At 63.6% G+C, this 14,522-nt stretch carries 15 protein-coding genes; 7 read left to right on the top strand and 8 right to left on the bottom strand.

Features of this window, described 5'->3' with window-relative positions:
* Positions 1-72 precede the first annotated feature (72 nt).
* From NKI49_RS27590 to NKI49_RS27605, 4 genes are all read right to left on the bottom strand, one after another.
* Complete coding sequence (locus tag NKI49_RS27590) at positions 73-579, bottom strand: GNAT family N-acetyltransferase (RefSeq protein WP_352605883.1); 507 nt, start codon at positions 577-579, stop codon at positions 73-75.
* A 139-nt stretch (positions 580-718) separates the two neighbouring features.
* Positions 719-1,357 (bottom strand): TPM domain-containing protein, encoded by a 639-nt coding sequence (locus NKI49_RS27595; protein WP_352605885.1) that lies wholly within the window; start codon positions 1,355-1,357, stop codon positions 719-721.
* 8 nt (positions 1,358-1,365) lie between these two features.
* On the bottom strand, positions 1,366-2,208 hold the full coding sequence (locus NKI49_RS27600; RefSeq protein ID WP_352605887.1) for a TPM domain-containing protein: 843 nt from the start codon (positions 2,206-2,208) through the stop codon (positions 1,366-1,368).
* Positions 2,209-2,418: 210 nt separating this feature from the next.
* Positions 2,419-3,057, bottom strand: a complete 639-nt coding sequence (locus NKI49_RS27605) for a LemA family protein (RefSeq protein ID WP_352605889.1) — start codon at positions 3,055-3,057, stop codon at positions 2,419-2,421.
* A 159-nt stretch (positions 3,058-3,216) separates the two neighbouring features.
* Here NKI49_RS27605 and NKI49_RS27610 point away from each other — a divergent pair, with 159 nt between their 5' ends.
* The 6 genes from NKI49_RS27610 to NKI49_RS27635 all read left to right on the top strand — a co-directional run bounded on the left by NKI49_RS27610 (position 3,217) and on the right by NKI49_RS27635 (position 8,530).
* Complete coding sequence (locus tag NKI49_RS27610) at positions 3,217-3,480, top strand: hypothetical protein (protein ID WP_352605891.1); 264 nt, start codon at positions 3,217-3,219, stop codon at positions 3,478-3,480.
* Between the two features lie 12 nt (positions 3,481-3,492).
* Positions 3,493-4,377 (top strand): pyridoxal kinase PdxY, encoded by an 885-nt coding sequence (gene pdxY, locus NKI49_RS27615; RefSeq protein ID WP_352605893.1) that lies wholly within the window; start codon positions 3,493-3,495, stop codon positions 4,375-4,377.
* Positions 4,374-5,165, top strand: coding sequence for a DUF429 domain-containing protein (locus NKI49_RS27620; protein WP_352605895.1), 792 nt, complete (start codon positions 4,374-4,376; stop codon positions 5,163-5,165). Before pdxY ends, NKI49_RS27620 begins: the two co-directional genes overlap by 4 nt.
* A 146-nt stretch (positions 5,166-5,311) precedes the next feature.
* Positions 5,312-5,956 carry a carbonic anhydrase gene (locus NKI49_RS27625; protein WP_027025563.1) on the top strand — a complete coding sequence of 215 codons (645 nt, stop codon included), beginning with the start codon at positions 5,312-5,314 and terminating at the stop codon, positions 5,954-5,956.
* The gene (locus NKI49_RS27630) at positions 5,953-6,387 is read left to right on the top strand and encodes a nuclear transport factor 2 family protein (protein WP_352605897.1); all 435 of its coding nucleotides are present in this window, start codon (positions 5,953-5,955) and stop codon (positions 6,385-6,387) included. The genes NKI49_RS27625 and NKI49_RS27630 overlap by 4 nt, the downstream gene beginning before the upstream one ends.
* Positions 6,388-6,475: 88 nt before the next feature.
* Positions 6,476-8,530 carry a M3 family metallopeptidase gene (locus tag NKI49_RS27635; RefSeq protein ID WP_352605899.1) on the top strand — a complete coding sequence of 685 codons (2,055 nt, stop codon included), beginning with the start codon at positions 6,476-6,478 and terminating at the stop codon, positions 8,528-8,530.
* A gap of 162 nt (positions 8,531-8,692) precedes the next feature.
* On the opposite strand, the gene NKI49_RS27640 is transcribed toward NKI49_RS27635, so the two are convergent.
* The 4 genes from NKI49_RS27640 to NKI49_RS27655 all read right to left on the bottom strand — a co-directional run bounded on the left by NKI49_RS27640 (position 8,693) and on the right by NKI49_RS27655 (position 13,582).
* Positions 8,693-10,165 (bottom strand): M81 family metallopeptidase, encoded by a 1,473-nt coding sequence (locus NKI49_RS27640; protein ID WP_352605901.1) that lies wholly within the window; start codon positions 10,163-10,165, stop codon positions 8,693-8,695.
* Between the two features lie 111 nt (positions 10,166-10,276).
* Entirely contained in the window at positions 10,277-11,101 is an 825-nt protein-coding gene (locus tag NKI49_RS27645; protein ID WP_352605903.1) for a carbohydrate ABC transporter permease, read from the bottom strand.
* Positions 11,098-11,967 carry a carbohydrate ABC transporter permease gene (locus NKI49_RS27650; RefSeq protein ID WP_352605905.1) on the bottom strand — a complete coding sequence of 290 codons (870 nt, stop codon included), beginning with the start codon at positions 11,965-11,967 and terminating at the stop codon, positions 11,098-11,100. The genes NKI49_RS27645 and NKI49_RS27650 overlap by 4 nt, the downstream gene beginning before the upstream one ends.
* 379 nt (positions 11,968-12,346) lie before the next feature.
* Positions 12,347-13,582 carry an ABC transporter substrate-binding protein gene (locus NKI49_RS27655; protein ID WP_352605907.1) on the bottom strand — a complete coding sequence of 412 codons (1,236 nt, stop codon included), beginning with the start codon at positions 13,580-13,582 and terminating at the stop codon, positions 12,347-12,349.
* Positions 13,583-13,751: 169 nt separating this feature from the next.
* Between NKI49_RS27655 and NKI49_RS27660 the strand changes: the two genes are divergently transcribed.
* Entirely contained in the window at positions 13,752-14,522 is a 771-nt protein-coding gene (locus tag NKI49_RS27660; protein WP_352605909.1) for an SDR family oxidoreductase, read from the top strand.

The raw sequence follows: 14,522 nt of genomic DNA on the forward strand, positions 1-14,522 counted from the left end.
GGACGCGTCATGGTGCAATGCGGCGAATGGTGCTGAGGACGATCGGAAGGCATCGACGGAAAGGCCGGAACGTCACTGCCAGACGAAAGCGACCTTCTTCAGCGCTTTCTGTTCGAATATCTCCACGCCCTCGGCGACGTCGCGGCCACCGGCGCCGGCATAGAAGGCGATCGCGTTCTGGTTGTCCTCCAGCGCCCACACCACCATGCCTTTCAGCCCATGATCGGCCAGGCGCGCCCTGGCCGCCTTGAACAGGCGGCTGCCGAGCCCGATGCCCTGATATTCCGGGCGCAGGTACAATTCGTAGATTTCGCCCTGCTGCTTGAGGTCCCGGGCGCGGTTCTTGCCGATCGTCGCATAACCGGCGATCGTGCCGCCGATCTCGACGACCAGAACGGTCGCGGCACGGCGGATCGCATTGGCCCACCAGTCGGCGCCGCGGCGGTTGATCATCGACGTCAGGGTGCGGTGCGGAATGATGCCCGAATAAGCGCCGCGCCAAGCCTGCAGGTGCACCTCGGCGATGGCGCCGGCGTCGCGCGGCTCGGCTTTTCGGATATCGATCGTCAGCGTATTCATGATTTGTTAACCATAAACCCGCATCGGCCGATTGCAAGAGTCGGCGCGGCCCGCCGCCGGCTTTCTCACACGATCATGACACTGGTGGCACCAGGGGTGACGTCGAGCAGAGTCCGTCCGAAACACGTCAGGACGGTTCTCAGATCTCGACCAGATGATCGTCCAGCTCGTTGAAGTCGCCCGGTGTGACCGGGAAATGCTCCGCCAGCACGGTCCCCACCGTCTCGATCGCCTTGATGAAGCCTTCGGCAAGCCGGTCGTCGCCGGCATGCGCGGTCAGGTCACGCACCACATCGTCCCAGACACGCTGGCCAACTTTGGCATCGATACCCGAATCGGCGACTACCTCGGCGTAGCGTTCGGCGATCGAGACGAAGACCAGCACGCCGGTGCGCGCCGTGGTGCGATGGACGTTGCGGGCAAGGAACTGTTTCAGGGCGTTGTCATGCGCGGCCTGATAGCGCAGCCGCCTCGGCACCATATGGATGCGCAGCGCGGGAAAGGCCCATAACAGCAACAGTACGCAGGCCAGCGCCAGGAGTTGGGCAACGACGAAGTGCGGCAGGCGGATAGTAAGCCACCATGCTTCGAGACCGTAGGCGACGGCGAGGCTGACGAGAAGCGTGCCAAGCGCCGCCACGAAGGCGGCCGGGAAGAAATAGCTCCCGCTTGCATGGGCCACGACGCAATAGATTTCTCCGTCCGTCCATGCCTCGGCGGCGCGAATGGCGTCGGCGACGCGCTCATGGTCCTGGGGGGTGATCGGTCGTGTTGCCATGGTTGCCCTCACCAGCTTCCCGACGAGCCGCCGCCGCCGGAAGAACCACCGCCGCCGGAAAAGCCGCCGCCGCTCCCCGACGACCAACCACCGCCGCCCGACGACCAACCGCCGCCACCGGAGGACCAGCCGCCCCTTGACGATCGCCGGCCAGGCTCGAAGGTCATGCCGAGCCAGCGGTAGCGGCCGGGCCCGAGCTTCTGGCCGAAGATCGGCGGCAACACCGAGACCGCGATGGCGCCAAAGAAAATGATCGCCCAGATACTGATGAAGACGGCGGCGAACAGGTCGTCGGAATTGAACGGCGCCTGCTGGTTGCGCGCGCCGCGCGCTTCCAGCTCCTCCGGATTGCCTTCCAGCACCATGATCATGTCGTCGACGGCCTTGCTTATGCCGCCGGAGAAATCGCCGGCGCGGAAGGCCGGCACCATGTCGTTCTCGATGATCAGCTTGGTATGCAGGTCGGTCAGCGTGCCTTCCAGCCCATAGCCGACCTCGATGCGCATCTTGCGGTCGTTCGGCGCAACCAGCAGCAGCGCACCGTTGTTCTCCTTTGCCTGGCCAAGCTTCCAGAAGCGATACAACCGGTTGGCGTAAGGTTCGATCTCCTCGCCATCGAGGCTTGGGACGGTCGCTACGACGATCTGGTCGGAGCCTTTCGCTTCGAAATCGGCCAGCTTCTGCGTCAGCGCCGCCCTGGTCGCCGCATCGATGATACCGGCATTGTCGACGACGCGGCCGGTGAGCGCGGGGAGATCCGCGGCGAGGGCGGTTAGGGGGAGAAAGAGGAGGCTGGCAAGAAGGAGGCTGGCAAGAAGGCCAAGAAACGAAAGGCTGGCGTTTCTTCGCACCCCCCTCTGTCCTGCCGGACATCTCCCCCGCAAAGGGGGAGATTGGCAGCTCCCGCGTCGGCTCGCGCTTTTGAACGCTGGTGGTTGGCGAAAGCGCAAATGAGGGCCGATCTCCCCCCATGCGGGGGAGATGTCCGGCAGGACAAAGGGGGGTGTTTGCACGCCAGCGGTCCGTCTTTTCGCGGGATTATTCCGATCCAGTCGCCGCTATCACCCGCCCTGCTTCGTCCCGAAATTGACCTTCGGCACCTGCAGCTTGTCTTCGTCTATGGTGAAATTGGCGAACGGCTGGTTGCCGCGGAACCACAGGCTCGCCCAGATCACCGACGGGAAGGTCCTCAGCGTCAGATTATAGTCCCTCACTGCCTGGATGTAGTCGCGCCGGGCAACCGCGATGCGGTTCTCGGTGCCTTCGAGCTGCGCCTGCAGCGCCAGGAAGTTCTGGTTGGCCTTGAGGTCGGGATAGTTCTCGACCACCGCCAGCAGCCGCGACAGCGCGCTGGTCAGCCCCGCCTGGCTGTCCTGGAACTTCTTGAACGCCTCGGGATCATTCAGCGTTTCGGGTGTCACCGTGACCTGCGTCGCCTTGGCACGCGCCTCGACCACCGCGTCGAGCGTGTCCTTTTCATGCGATGCATAGCCCTTGACCGTTTCGACAAGGTTGGGGATCAGGTCGGCGCGGCGCTGATACTGGTTCAGCACCTCGCTCCAAGCCGCCTTTGCGTTTTCTTCCGCCGTCGGGATGGTATTGTAGCCGCAACCGGCCAGCAGTGGCAGCACGATCGCCATAATCAGGAAGGCGGGCAGCGTACGGAACGGTGACGGTGCAGCAAAGCGCTGGGCAAGCATGATGGATCCCTCAATAGGAGTTGCAAGCGAAGCATTACCACAATCGGCGCGCAAGAAAACGACCTCAAGGGGAACGGCTATTGACCCGTTTCGATCGGTTTAGGGAGCTGTAATTGATGGGGCGAACACGATAAGATCGGCATGAAACCGGACATGATCATGGCGGAGCCCAAGGACAGCGATAAAGATAACGACAAGGAATCGCGCCGCATCCTCGAGCGCATCGCGCGCGAGACCGATCCGGCCGATAGTTCGTTCGTGACGCGGACTGCCAAAGGCATGCGCGATCACGTCGCCGCGGCCGATGCCGACCGATCGGACCCGATCGAGGTCTGGGGCACGCGTCTTGGCAGGATACTCGGCTTGCTTCTGGCGCTGGGCCTGATGGTGTGGCTCGTGCTTTTCCTCACCCGGGGCAGCTAGGAATCAACAGCAATGACCGCCGAAAAACTCGACGCGCCGCAGGCGGTCATCGTCATTTCCAGTCATGTCGCACGCGGCTCGGTTGGCAACCGCGCCGCTGTCTTTGCCCTGGAAACGCTGGGCTTTCCGGTCTGGGCGGTGCCGACCGTCATCCTGCCCTGGCACCCCGGCCACGGACGGGCGACACGGATTGTGCCGCCGCTCGATCAATTCAAGGCACTGATGGCCGACCTTGAGCGCGCGCCATGGCTGGGTGAAGTCGGCGCCGTGCTGTCCGGCTATCTCGGCGAGGCCGGTCAAGCCGATGCAGTCGCTTCGCTGGTCGCCGCGGTCAAGGCCAAGAACGCCGACACCGTCTATATCTGCGATCCGGTGATGGGTGATTCGGGTGGCCTCTATGTGCCCGAGCCCACTGCTGCCGCCATGCGCGACCGGCTGATGCCGATCGCCGACATTGCCACCCCCAATCGCTACGAACTGGAATGGATGGCCGGCACGCCGCTGCCCGACCTCAAATCGGTCATCGCGGCAGCACTCCATGCCGGACCCTCGACGATGCTGGTCACCTCGGCGCCGTCGATGATTTCAGGCGGCACCGGCAATCTCCTGCTTGACGCCAACCAGGCGCTGCTTGCCGAGCACCGCTTGATCGACAAGCCGCCGAACGGCCTGGGTGACCTGACGGCTGCCGTTTATCTGGCGCGCATTCTCTCCGGCCAACCGGCGATCAAGGCGCTGCAGTCGACCACGGCTGCGGTCTACGAGATCCTGGCGCGCACCGCCAAGCGCGGCGGCGACGAATTGCAGCTCGAAACCGATGCGCAGAGCCTGTCGCACCCGATGGCGATGGTGCAGATGCGCCACCTCACGCATCCCGGGCGGGACCGCCGGGCGTGACACCGGCCGAGACCGCGCTTGTCGGCGTCGACGGCTGCAAGGCCGGCTGGATCGCTGTCCGGCGCACGCCCGGTTCGACACCCCGTAACCCCGGCATGGCACCATCCGTGGATGTCTTCGCCAGCTTTTCCGCACTGCTAGCGGCAATCCCCGATGATGCGATTGTCGCCGTCGACATGCCGATCGGCTTGCCCGAGTTCTCGCAAAACGGCGGGCGCGGACCGGAAGCGTTGGTGCGGCCGCTGCTTGGGACACGCCAGTCCAGCGTCTTCTCGATACCGTCCCGCGCCGCTCTGTACGCGGACATCGCCGACTTCACCACGGTGGACGCCTGGTACGCCGCGCATCGCCGGGCAAGCGACATCGCCAAGACCACATCCGACCCGCCGCGCGGTGTCTCGATCCAGGCGTTTGGCATCTTTTCCAAGATCCGCGAGATCGATGCGCTGCTCATTGCGCGGCCCGACTTGCGCAGCCGCATCTTCGAATCGCATCCGGAGGTTGCTTTCTGTCGGCTGAACGGCGGTCAGGCCATGCAGCTGCCGAAAAAAGTCAAGGGCAGCGTCAATCCGGCCGGCATGGCGGAACGCAAGGCGCTGCTCGGCCGGCACGGCTATGAGACAGGGTTTCTCGACCAGGCGCCGCCACGCGGCGCCGCAGCGGACGATTTCCTCGACGCCGCCGCCATGATGCTGATCGCCGGCCGCATCGCCCATGGCGAGGCAAGGCCGTATCCCGACCCGCCGCTCACCGATGGCTTTGGCATACCGGTCGCTATCTGGGCCTGACGGTGCCGGCCGGAGCTGCCCCTGACGCATGGCAATTCTGGTGAGCCCCTGCAATTCCGCATTGCTCGCGACAGGCTTTTGCCGCTAGAGCCTTTTCTCGACCGCAACGAGCTGCCGCCTCCAACCCGGAAAGGCCTTAGCCGCACATGCCTCATCTCCCCGACCATCTCCTCGCTGGCTATCGCAATTTCATGAGCGGCCGCTATCTCACCGAGAGCGGGCGCTATCGCGAGCTCGCCCGCGAAGGCCAGGCACCGGAAACGATGATCGTTGCCTGTTGCGACTCCCGCGCTGCCCCCGAAGCGATCTTCGACGCCGGGCCGGGCGAACTCTTCGTTCTGCGCAATGTCGGCAATCTGGTGCCGCCCTATGCACCCGACGGCGAGTTCCACTCGACCTCGGCGGCACTGGAATTCGCCGTGCAGAGCCTAAAGGTCAAGAACATCGTCGTCATGGGCCACGGCCGTTGCGGCGGCATCCGCGCCGCGCTCGACCCCAATTCCGCGCCGCTTTCGCCCGGCGACTTCATCGGCAAATGGATGAGCCTGATCGCGCCGGCCGCCGAGACCGTCTCATCCAGCACCTTCATGACGGCGACCGAGCGCCAGACCGCGCTGGAGCGCATCTCGGTCCGCTACTCCATCGCCAATCTCAGGACCTTTCCTTGCGTCTCGATCCTCGAGGGCAAGGGAAGGCTGTCATTGCATGGCGCCTGGTTCGACATCTCGACCGGCGAACTCTGGGTGATGAACAAGGAGACCGGCGATTTCGAACGGCCGGAACTGGGATGACCGCGACGGCACGCCGGGCGAGGGATTTCCGGCCGATCGTTTTCACGACGGCCGCGCTGCTGATGGCGGTCCTTGCCGCCCGCGCCGACGATGGGGCCGTCATAGGCCGCTGGTATTCGGCGCTGCTGGTCGCAGACCGCACAGAATTGTCCGACTTGCTTGCCGACGATGTCCGCATCGAGCTCGATGACCTCGGCATCGTTCAGAGCAAGCAGGAATTCATCGCCTCGATCGACGAATGGAAAGGCGCGGTTGCCGGCGCCGAGATCCGGCACCGGATCGAGAAAAGCGAAGGCGGCGTCACCACGGTGATCGCCTGCTACGACTTCCCCAATAACGACATGCTGATGCAGGAGACCTTTGCGGTGACCGGCAACCGCATCACAGCCAGTTCGCAAGCGGCAATCGCTGAAAACTGCGACGGCTACTGAGTAGGCCAGATCCTGTATTGCGAGCTTGCGGGCCGAACCCTACATCGGGAACAACTCACCCATCCTCGCCATCATCGAAAGACCGTCCATGCCCTCCACGAAAGCCGTCGACCTCGCCGCCCATCCCTTGACCACGTGGCGGGGGCCGCTCGGCCTGCCTGACTTTGACCACATCGGCGACCACGATTTTTCCCCGGTCTTCGATGCCGCACGGAAGGCGCACGAGGCCGAGATCGAGGCGATCGCCGGCAACAAGGACGCGCCGACGATCGAGAACACGCTTCAGGCCCTGGAACTCGGCGGCGAAGCGCTCGACCATGTTTCGTCGATTTTCTGGTGCCGGGCCGGCGCCCACACCAACGAGACGATCCAGGCATTGGAGCGCGACATCTCGCCGAAGATGTCCAGGCATTTCTCGGCGATCTCGATGAACGAGAGACTGTTTGCCCGCATCGACGATCTCTACCAGCGCCGCGAGGGCCTGAACCTCGACGCGGAGACGCTGCGGGTGCTGGAGAAAACCTGGAAAGGCTTTGTCCGTTCCGGCGCGAAGCTCGACGCCGACGGCAAGAAACGGCTGGCAAGGATCAATGAGGACCTGTCTTCGCTCGGCACCACTTTCGGCCAGAATGTGCTGGCCGACGAGCGAGACTGGGCGCTGTTCCTCGATGAGCCCGATCTTGCCGGCTTGCCTGAGTTCCTGAAGAGCTCGATGGCCGAAGCCGCCGAGATGCGTGGCCAGAAGGGCCGCTACGCCGTGACGCTCTCGCGCTCGATCTACGAGCCGTTTTCGACGTTTTCCGAACGCCGGGACCTGCGTGAGATAGCCTTCCGCGCCTTCACCATGCGCGGCCAGAATGGCGGCGTCACCGACAACACCGATGTTGTTCGCGATATGCTGAAGCTGCGGGCCGAAAAGGCAAAGTTGCTCGGCTACGGCTCGTTCGCGGCGCTGAAGCTGGACGACACCATGGCCAAGACGCCGAAGGCGGTGCATGAGCTGCTCGATCCGGTCTGGCAGAAGGCGCTGGAAAAGGCGGCCGCCGACCAGGGCGAATTGCAGCGGCTGGCGACGCAAGCCGGCAGCAACGAAAAATTCGCCGCCTGGGATTGGCGTTTTTACCAAGAGAAGCTGCGGGCGGAAAAGTTCGCTTTCGACGAGGCGGAGCTGAAGCCCTATCTGCAGCTCGACCGGATCATCGACGCCTGCTTCGACGTGGCGACAAGACTGTTCGGCATCACCTTTGCGGAGAAGAAGGGCATTACCGCCTGGCACCCGGACGCGCGCGTGTTCGTGGTGAAGAATGCCGACGGCAGCGAGCGCGGCCTGTTCCTCGCCGATTATTTCGCGCGGCCGTCCAAACGCTCGGGCGCCTGGATGAGCGCGCTCAAGTCCGGGTACAAGCTTGGCCATGGCTCGAAGCCGGTGATCTACAACATCATGAACTTCGCCAAACCGCCGGCTGGCGAGGCCGCGCTGCTGTCGGTCGACGAGGCGAAGACGCTGTTCCACGAATTCGGCCATGCGCTGCACGGCATGCTGACCGACGTCACCTGGCCGTCGATTTCCGGCACCTCGGTCAGCCGTGATTTCGTCGAACTGCCCTCGCAGCTCTACGAGCACTGGCTGACCGTGCCGGCGGTGCTGGAAAAGCACGCGCTGCATGTCAGGACCGGCGAGCCGATGCCCAAGGCGCTGCTCGACAAGATGCTGGCCGCGCGTACTTTCGGCGCCGGCTTCGCCACAGTGGAATTCACCGCCTCTGCCTTGATGGACATGGCCTATCACGCCCGGCCCGATGCACCTGAAGCGCCGCTTCGTTTCGAAGCCGAAACGCTTGCTGCGCTTGATATGCCGGATACCATCGCCATGCGCCATCGCACCCCGCATTTCGGCCATGTCTTTGCCGGCGACGGCTATTCGGCCGGCTACTATTCCTACATGTGGTCGGAAGTGCTGGACGCCGACGCCTTCGCGGCCTTCGAGGAGACCGGCGACCCGTTCAACCCGGTGCTGGCCGAGCGGCTGCGCAAGAACATCTACGCCGCCGGCGGCTCGAAAGACCCGGAAGAGCTCTACACGGCGTTTCGCGGCAAGATGCCGTCGCCGGAAGCGATGATGGTCAAGCGCGGGCTGGTGTAGCGCCGAATAATCTCCCCCCTCGAGGGGGAGATGGCCGCAAAGCGGCCAGAGGGGGTCGGTCCGACCGGGCTCGACCTCCTGCGACAGAACAAGGTTAGCGCTCCACGCGCAACGACCCCCTCTGTCGCCTTCGGCGACATCTCCCCCTCAAGGGGGAGACTATCAGCGCCAAGGATCCGCCACCCGTGGCCACACCGGCCGTGTCAGCTTGGTGTAATTCGTCACCGCCGGATTGCTGGGATACGAGCTCGGTGCCGAGACATAGATGATTTCCGCGGCGATCGGCTCGAAACCGGCATAGAAATGGTTGGTCGACTTGATCAGCAATACATCCTTGCTCAGCGGATCGACGCCGATATTGGAAAAAATGTCCGGCTCGAAAGTCTGCGTGCGATTGGTGTTGAGGATGATGTCGACCTCGGTGCCCTCGATGCGGACCAGCGCCGTTGGCCCAAGCGTGACGCGGCTCGGGCCGAAACTCTGCCAGCCCTCCGCAACCGCCTTCAGCACCTTGACGCGGGCGTCGATCGGCTCGCCGGCCTCGGGGCCCGCCTTGCCGCCGAAGCGCAGGTCGATGACCGCGCCCTCGCCCGCCGCCAGGCAGAAGGTGACGGCGATCGGGTCCCAGATCGTCGCCACGCCGACATTGTCGAGGCCGCGCGCCAGCATCTGGCGCAGCACGATTGTGCCGTCACCTGGCACGCCGCCGCCGGGATTGTCCCATATGTCGGCGACCACCACGGGCTTGCCGGGATTTTCGGTGCGTACGACAAGCGCCCGATCGATGCCGTCGGCGGTATCAAGCATCGTCATCGCCGTCTTTTCGCGCATGGCGTAGAGCTCGCGCCCCAGCCGCTCCGCCAGCGCGTCGCCCCTGGCTCTGTCGTCGTCGGTGACGACGAGGATGCGCGTGCCCATTTCGGGCACATCCGCCGCCATGAAGCCATGGATGACCGAGACCGACAGCACGCCGTCCTTGCCATGCAACGCCTTGATGCGGTCGACGAAGGAACGCATCGGCTCGCGGCTGGTCGGCAGCACCTGGATCATGCGGCAGTCGAAGGTCGAGATGACAGGCTTGATCTCGCCGCGCGCCGCGGCAAGGCCAAGCTCGACGACATGTTCGCCACGCTCGTAGAAATCCGTATGCGGAAATTCGAGGAAGTAGGCCATGATATCGGACGCCGCCACGCGTTTCGGGGTCAGATGGCTGTGCGGATCGAATTCGCAGGCGATCACCACGTCAGGTCCGACCAGCGCCCGAACGCGCTCGAGCAGATCGCCCTCGCAATCGTCATAGCCTTGCGCCACCATGGCTCCGTGCAGGCCGAGAATGACGGCGTCGACGGGCAGCGCCGCCTTGAGCTGGCCGAGGATCTCGTCGCGCAGCGCCTCATAGGTCTGCCGCTGCACGAGACCGCCCGGCTCCGCCCAGGTGGCGGTGCCTTCGATGACGGTCAGGCCTTCGCTGGCCGCGCGCCGGCGCAGGGCGACCATCGGCGAGGAGCACAGCGTCGGCGTTTCCGGATGCCTGCCGGGACCGGCATAGAACGCCATCTCGAATGAAGCCCGGTCGGTCGGCACCGGCGAGAAGGTGTTGGTTTCCGTCGCCAGCGAGGCGGTGAAGATGCGCATGAAAGCTCCGTGGGCAGAGCAATTCCAGGAAAAGTGTGAAACGGTTTTCCGTCCGGAATTGCGTCAAAACAAAGAGATAGAACGGCTTCGAACGCCGAACCGTTCTATCGGCTATTTGACGGCCCCGAGCGCCAGCCCCCTGACGAGGTAGCGCTGCAGCCAGATGAACAGGATCGCCACCGGCAAGGTCGCCAGCAGCGTCGCGGCCATGACGTGGTGCCATTCAATGGTGTAGCGGCCGGCGACCAGCGAGAACACCTGGATCGGCAGCGTGTAGCTTTCCTGGCTGCGCAGCATGGTGAGCGCCACGACGAATTCGTTCCAGGCGTTGATGAAGGTGAAAATCGCGGTCACGGCGATCGCTGGCAGGCAGAGCGGCAGGAACACCTTGCGCAGGGTTAGCCAGCGGCCGGCGCCTTCCATCCAGGCCGCCTCCTCGAGATCGTGAGGAATGGTGTCGAAATAGCTCTGCAGCATCCACACGGTGAAGGCGACGTTGAAAGCCATGTAGATGAAGCCGAGCGCCGTGGTGCTCTCGACCAGGCCCCAGGCCGCCATCAGCCGGAACAGACCGAGCACCAGCACGATCGGCGAGATCATCTGCGAAATCAGCAGGAATTGGCGAAACGCTCCGTAGCCGGCAAAGCGAAATCGCGACATGGCGTAAGCCGCAGGGACGGAAATCAGGATGGCGCCAACGGTGGCGATCACCGAGACATAGAGCGAGTTGGCGAGCGCCTGGCCGAAACCGGTCGCCACCCACATGTCGGCGAAGTTGGCCCAGCGGAATTCGCTCGGCCACCATGTCGGCGACAGCACCTCCTGCCTTGGCTTGACCGCGGTCAGCAACATCACAGCGAAGGGGAAGATCGTCACCGCGATCAAGGGCGCCAGCAGCAGCCAGGCGATGATGGTGCGTATCAGCTTGCTTCTCATGCGCGTTGCTCCCGCATGGCCAGCCGCACATAGATCATGGTGAAGACGAGCAGTATGGCGAACATCACCAGCGACACGGCGGAAGCTTCGCCCAATTTGCCGATGCGGAAGGCCAGCTTGTAGAGATGGGTGACCAGGATGTCGGTCGAGTTCGCGGGCCCGCCCTGCGTCATCACCCAGATGATCGGGAAGGAGTTGAAGACGTAGATCGTGTTGAGCACGATGGCGATGTTGATGAACGGTCTCAGCAGCGGAAAAGTTATCTCGCGGAACTGCTGCAGCGCCGTCGCCCCTTCAAGCGCGGCCGCCTCGTAGAGGTCGTCGGGGATCGACGACAGACCGCCGAGGAAGATCGTCGTCGTGAACGGCACCGTCACCAGGATGCCTATCAGCACCTGCATGGGAAAGGCGGTCTGGGCGCTCGCCAGCCACTGGATGTTGTGATCGATCAGGCCAAGTCCGATCAGGGCCGAGTTCAGCATGCCGCTTTCGCCGTTGAGGGCCCAGCGCCAGACCACCGCCGTCATGGTCAGCGATACCGCCCAGGGCAGCATGATGACGACGCGCGCAAGACCCCGGCCATAGAAGTCGGTGTTGAGGATCACCGCCACCGGAACCGACAGCAGCAGCGCGCCGCCGACCACCAGCACGGTCCATAGCCCCGTGCGCCACAGGGCGGCGACGAAGTCGGGATCGGCTGCGAGGGCGGCGAAATTGGCAAGGCCGCTGAACTCGCGCAACTGGCCGAAACGGTTGACGTCATGGGTCGAGATCTGGATCAGGTCCCAGACCGGCCAGAAGATGACGACCCCCGCCAGGAACAGGCTGGGCAAGGTCAGGAGATAGGGCAAGAAACGATTTTGCATCGGCTGGCTGTACCGTTTTGCGTGGGCATCCGTGGCGCTGGCTTGCCAGCTTGGCTAATCCTGACCTGTTCTTCGCTTCGAACTCTTTCCCGAACGTCTGTGCCGCCCCTTGCCTGCCCGTCCTCCGCAGCAGTTGCGGAAGGGAGCCCTTCCTCTCCCCCGTCGATCGGGGGAGAGGTGTCGAGCGAAGCTCGACGGAGTGGGGGTCGACCCTTGGGCGCAAGGCGAGGCGATCCTTGCGCCCTTCCTACGTCCGTTCGCGGCGGTTGCCAGGTGGTTCCCCCACTCCGTCTCGGCTTCGCCGAGCCACTTCTCCCCCCTCCGGAGGGAGAGGAAAGGAGCCTGGCTGGGGCGCGCCACCGGCGCAGGGAGATACGCCTTATTTCTTGAGCACTGCATTGGCCTTGGCGGCAGCCTCCTTCAAGCCTGTCTCGGGGGCCACGCTGCCGAGATAAATCTTCTGCATGGCGTCGGACGTGATCTGGGCGATTTCTTCCCAACCCGGAATGACCGGCGCGAAGCGGGCGTCGGGCAAGAGCGCGGTGAAGGCGGCCAGATCGGCATTGTTGACGTAGTAGTCCATCTTGGCCTCTTCCTTGTTCACCGGCAGGAAGCCTTCGCCTTGCGTGAACTTGGCACGCTGTTCGGTGGTGAACAGGAAGTCGAGCAGCTTCCAGGCTTCGTCCTTGTTCTTGGAGTTCTTGAACATGATGATGGAATCGGTGACGCCATAGGTGCCGCGCGCGCCGGTCGGTCCGGCCGGAATGGCCGCGACGCCATATTTGAGGTTCGGTGCCTCGTCCTTGATCTGGTTGGACAGGAAGGGTGCCGTGATCATCATGCCGACCTTGCCCTGCTTGAACAGGTTCTGCACGTCCTCGCGGTTGTTGGACGTGACGCCAGGCTCGGTCAGCCCCTCGTCGATCATCGACTTGTAGAGCTTGGCGGCCTCGAGCGCGCCTGGGGTGCCGAGGCCCGAAGTGCCGTCCTTGTTGAGGATCTCGGTGCCCTGGGACCACATGGCGTAATAGTAATAGACGTCGGTCTCGATTTCCTTGCCTTGGAGGCCGAAACCAAACGAGCCGGACCCCAGCGCCTTGATCTTGCGGGCATCTTCCTGCAGCTCGGTCCAGCTTGCCGGCGGCTTGGCGATGCCGGCCTTCTCGAACAGCTCCTTGTTGTAATACAAGGCGCGCGCCGAGGCAGCGATCGGCAGGCCGTAGGTCTTGCCGTCCATGATCGAGGGCGACAGGAACGTGTCGATGAAGCGGTCCTTGAAATCGGGCGTGATGTGGCTGTCGAGCGGTTCGGCGACGTCCTGCTGGACGAAATCGATCAGCCAGCGCGTGCCGATGATCGACAGGTCGGCATTGGTGCCGGCGGTGATATCGGTGGTCAGCTTCTGCAAGAGCACATCCCACGGCACCACTTCGAACTTGACTGTGATGCCGGGGTTCTTCGCCTCGAACTCCTTCTTGACCTCTTCGAAATACGGACCGGTCTTGGCGCTGTATTCTGCAACGGTGACGCGTACCTCACCGGCCTGCGCCTGTGCCGCCAAGGCCAGCATGCTCATTCCGGCCATCAGGCCGGCAGTCCATTTCGCAAGGCTCATCTGATCTCTCCCATTAGTCCGCGCTTGTGCCGATCGCTGACACAAGGTTATGTGACTTTCCTACATTATCTCGGAATAAACGGCATGCAAGCGGATTATTATGTTGCTAAATTACATCCATTTGCATAGCCTGCCGGTATCTGCCTGACCTGCCGGAGGAGCACGGAGCGTGGTTTCGAGAGCCGAATTCGAAGGCCGGACCGTTCTCGTAACGGGTGCCGGCGGCGGCCTTGGCTCGGAGATCGTCACACTGCTGGGCGAAAGGGGCGCACGAGTTGTCGGCTGCGACCAGACGGGCGAGGCGCTGGCAAGCTCGCACCTTGCCTCGCGCCATGTCTTCGACCTTCTCGACCGGGCTTCGATCGAGACAGCGGTCGCCGCCGTGCTCGACAGGGATGGGGTGCCCGATATCCTGATCAACAATGCCGGCTGGACGCGCGCCGAAACGCTTGCGGCGCTGACGGCGGACAAGATAGAGCACGAACTCGACCTCAATTTGACCGGGGTGATGACTTTCGCCGATCCCATTACCAAGGCAATGGCCGCACGCGGTTCGGGAAGCATCGTCTTCATCTCTTCCGTCAACGCCATCGCGCATTTCGGCAATCCCGCCTATGCCGCCGCCAAGGCCGGCATCAATGCCTATGCGAAATCGATCGCCGTCGAACTTGGCCGCAGCGGCGTGCGCGCCAATGTCGTCTGTCCGGGATCGATCCGCACCGCCGCCTGGGACCATCGCCTTGCCAAGGATCCCGAGATCCTCGGCAAGTTGAAGCGGCTCTATCCGCTCGGCCGCATCGTCGACGCCGGCGAAGTGGCCGAGGCGGTGGCTTTCCTTGCATCCGAGCGCGCATCGGGCATAACAGGCGTGGTGATGCCTGTTGATGCTGGACTGACCGCCGGCTGTCTGCCGTTCATCGACGACATATTGGGAGCGTAA

Source organism: Mesorhizobium sp. M0587 (genome assembly GCF_040320945.1).
Lineage (GTDB): Bacteria > Pseudomonadota > Alphaproteobacteria > Rhizobiales > Rhizobiaceae > Mesorhizobium.

What these genes read in the sequence shown, in the direction of transcription:
- NKI49_RS27590 (WP_352605883.1), bottom strand. Translation starts at nt 579, where the DNA reads ATGAATACGCTGACGATCGATATCCGAAAAGCCGAGCCGCGCGACGCC.
- NKI49_RS27595 (WP_352605885.1), bottom strand. Translation starts at nt 1,357, where the DNA reads ATGGCAACACGACCGATCACCCCCCAGGACCATGAGCGCGTCGCCGAC.
- NKI49_RS27605 (WP_352605889.1), bottom strand. Translation starts at nt 3,057, where the DNA reads ATGCTTGCCCAGCGCTTTGCTGCACCGTCACCGTTCCGTACGCTGCCC.
- NKI49_RS27610 (WP_352605891.1), top strand. Translation starts at nt 3,217, where the DNA reads ATGGCGGAGCCCAAGGACAGCGATAAAGATAACGACAAGGAATCGCGC.
- pdxY (WP_352605893.1), top strand. Translation starts at nt 3,493, where the DNA reads ATGACCGCCGAAAAACTCGACGCGCCGCAGGCGGTCATCGTCATTTCC.
- NKI49_RS27625 (WP_027025563.1), top strand. Translation starts at nt 5,312, where the DNA reads ATGCCTCATCTCCCCGACCATCTCCTCGCTGGCTATCGCAATTTCATG.
- NKI49_RS27630 (WP_352605897.1), top strand. Translation starts at nt 5,953, where the DNA reads ATGACCGCGACGGCACGCCGGGCGAGGGATTTCCGGCCGATCGTTTTC.
- NKI49_RS27635 (WP_352605899.1), top strand. Translation starts at nt 6,476, where the DNA reads ATGCCCTCCACGAAAGCCGTCGACCTCGCCGCCCATCCCTTGACCACG.
- NKI49_RS27640 (WP_352605901.1), bottom strand. Translation starts at nt 10,165, where the DNA reads ATGCGCATCTTCACCGCCTCGCTGGCGACGGAAACCAACACCTTCTCG.
- NKI49_RS27645 (WP_352605903.1), bottom strand. Translation starts at nt 11,101, where the DNA reads ATGAGAAGCAAGCTGATACGCACCATCATCGCCTGGCTGCTGCTGGCG.
- NKI49_RS27650 (WP_352605905.1), bottom strand. Translation starts at nt 11,967, where the DNA reads ATGCAAAATCGTTTCTTGCCCTATCTCCTGACCTTGCCCAGCCTGTTC.
- NKI49_RS27655 (WP_352605907.1), bottom strand. Translation starts at nt 13,582, where the DNA reads ATGAGCCTTGCGAAATGGACTGCCGGCCTGATGGCCGGAATGAGCATG.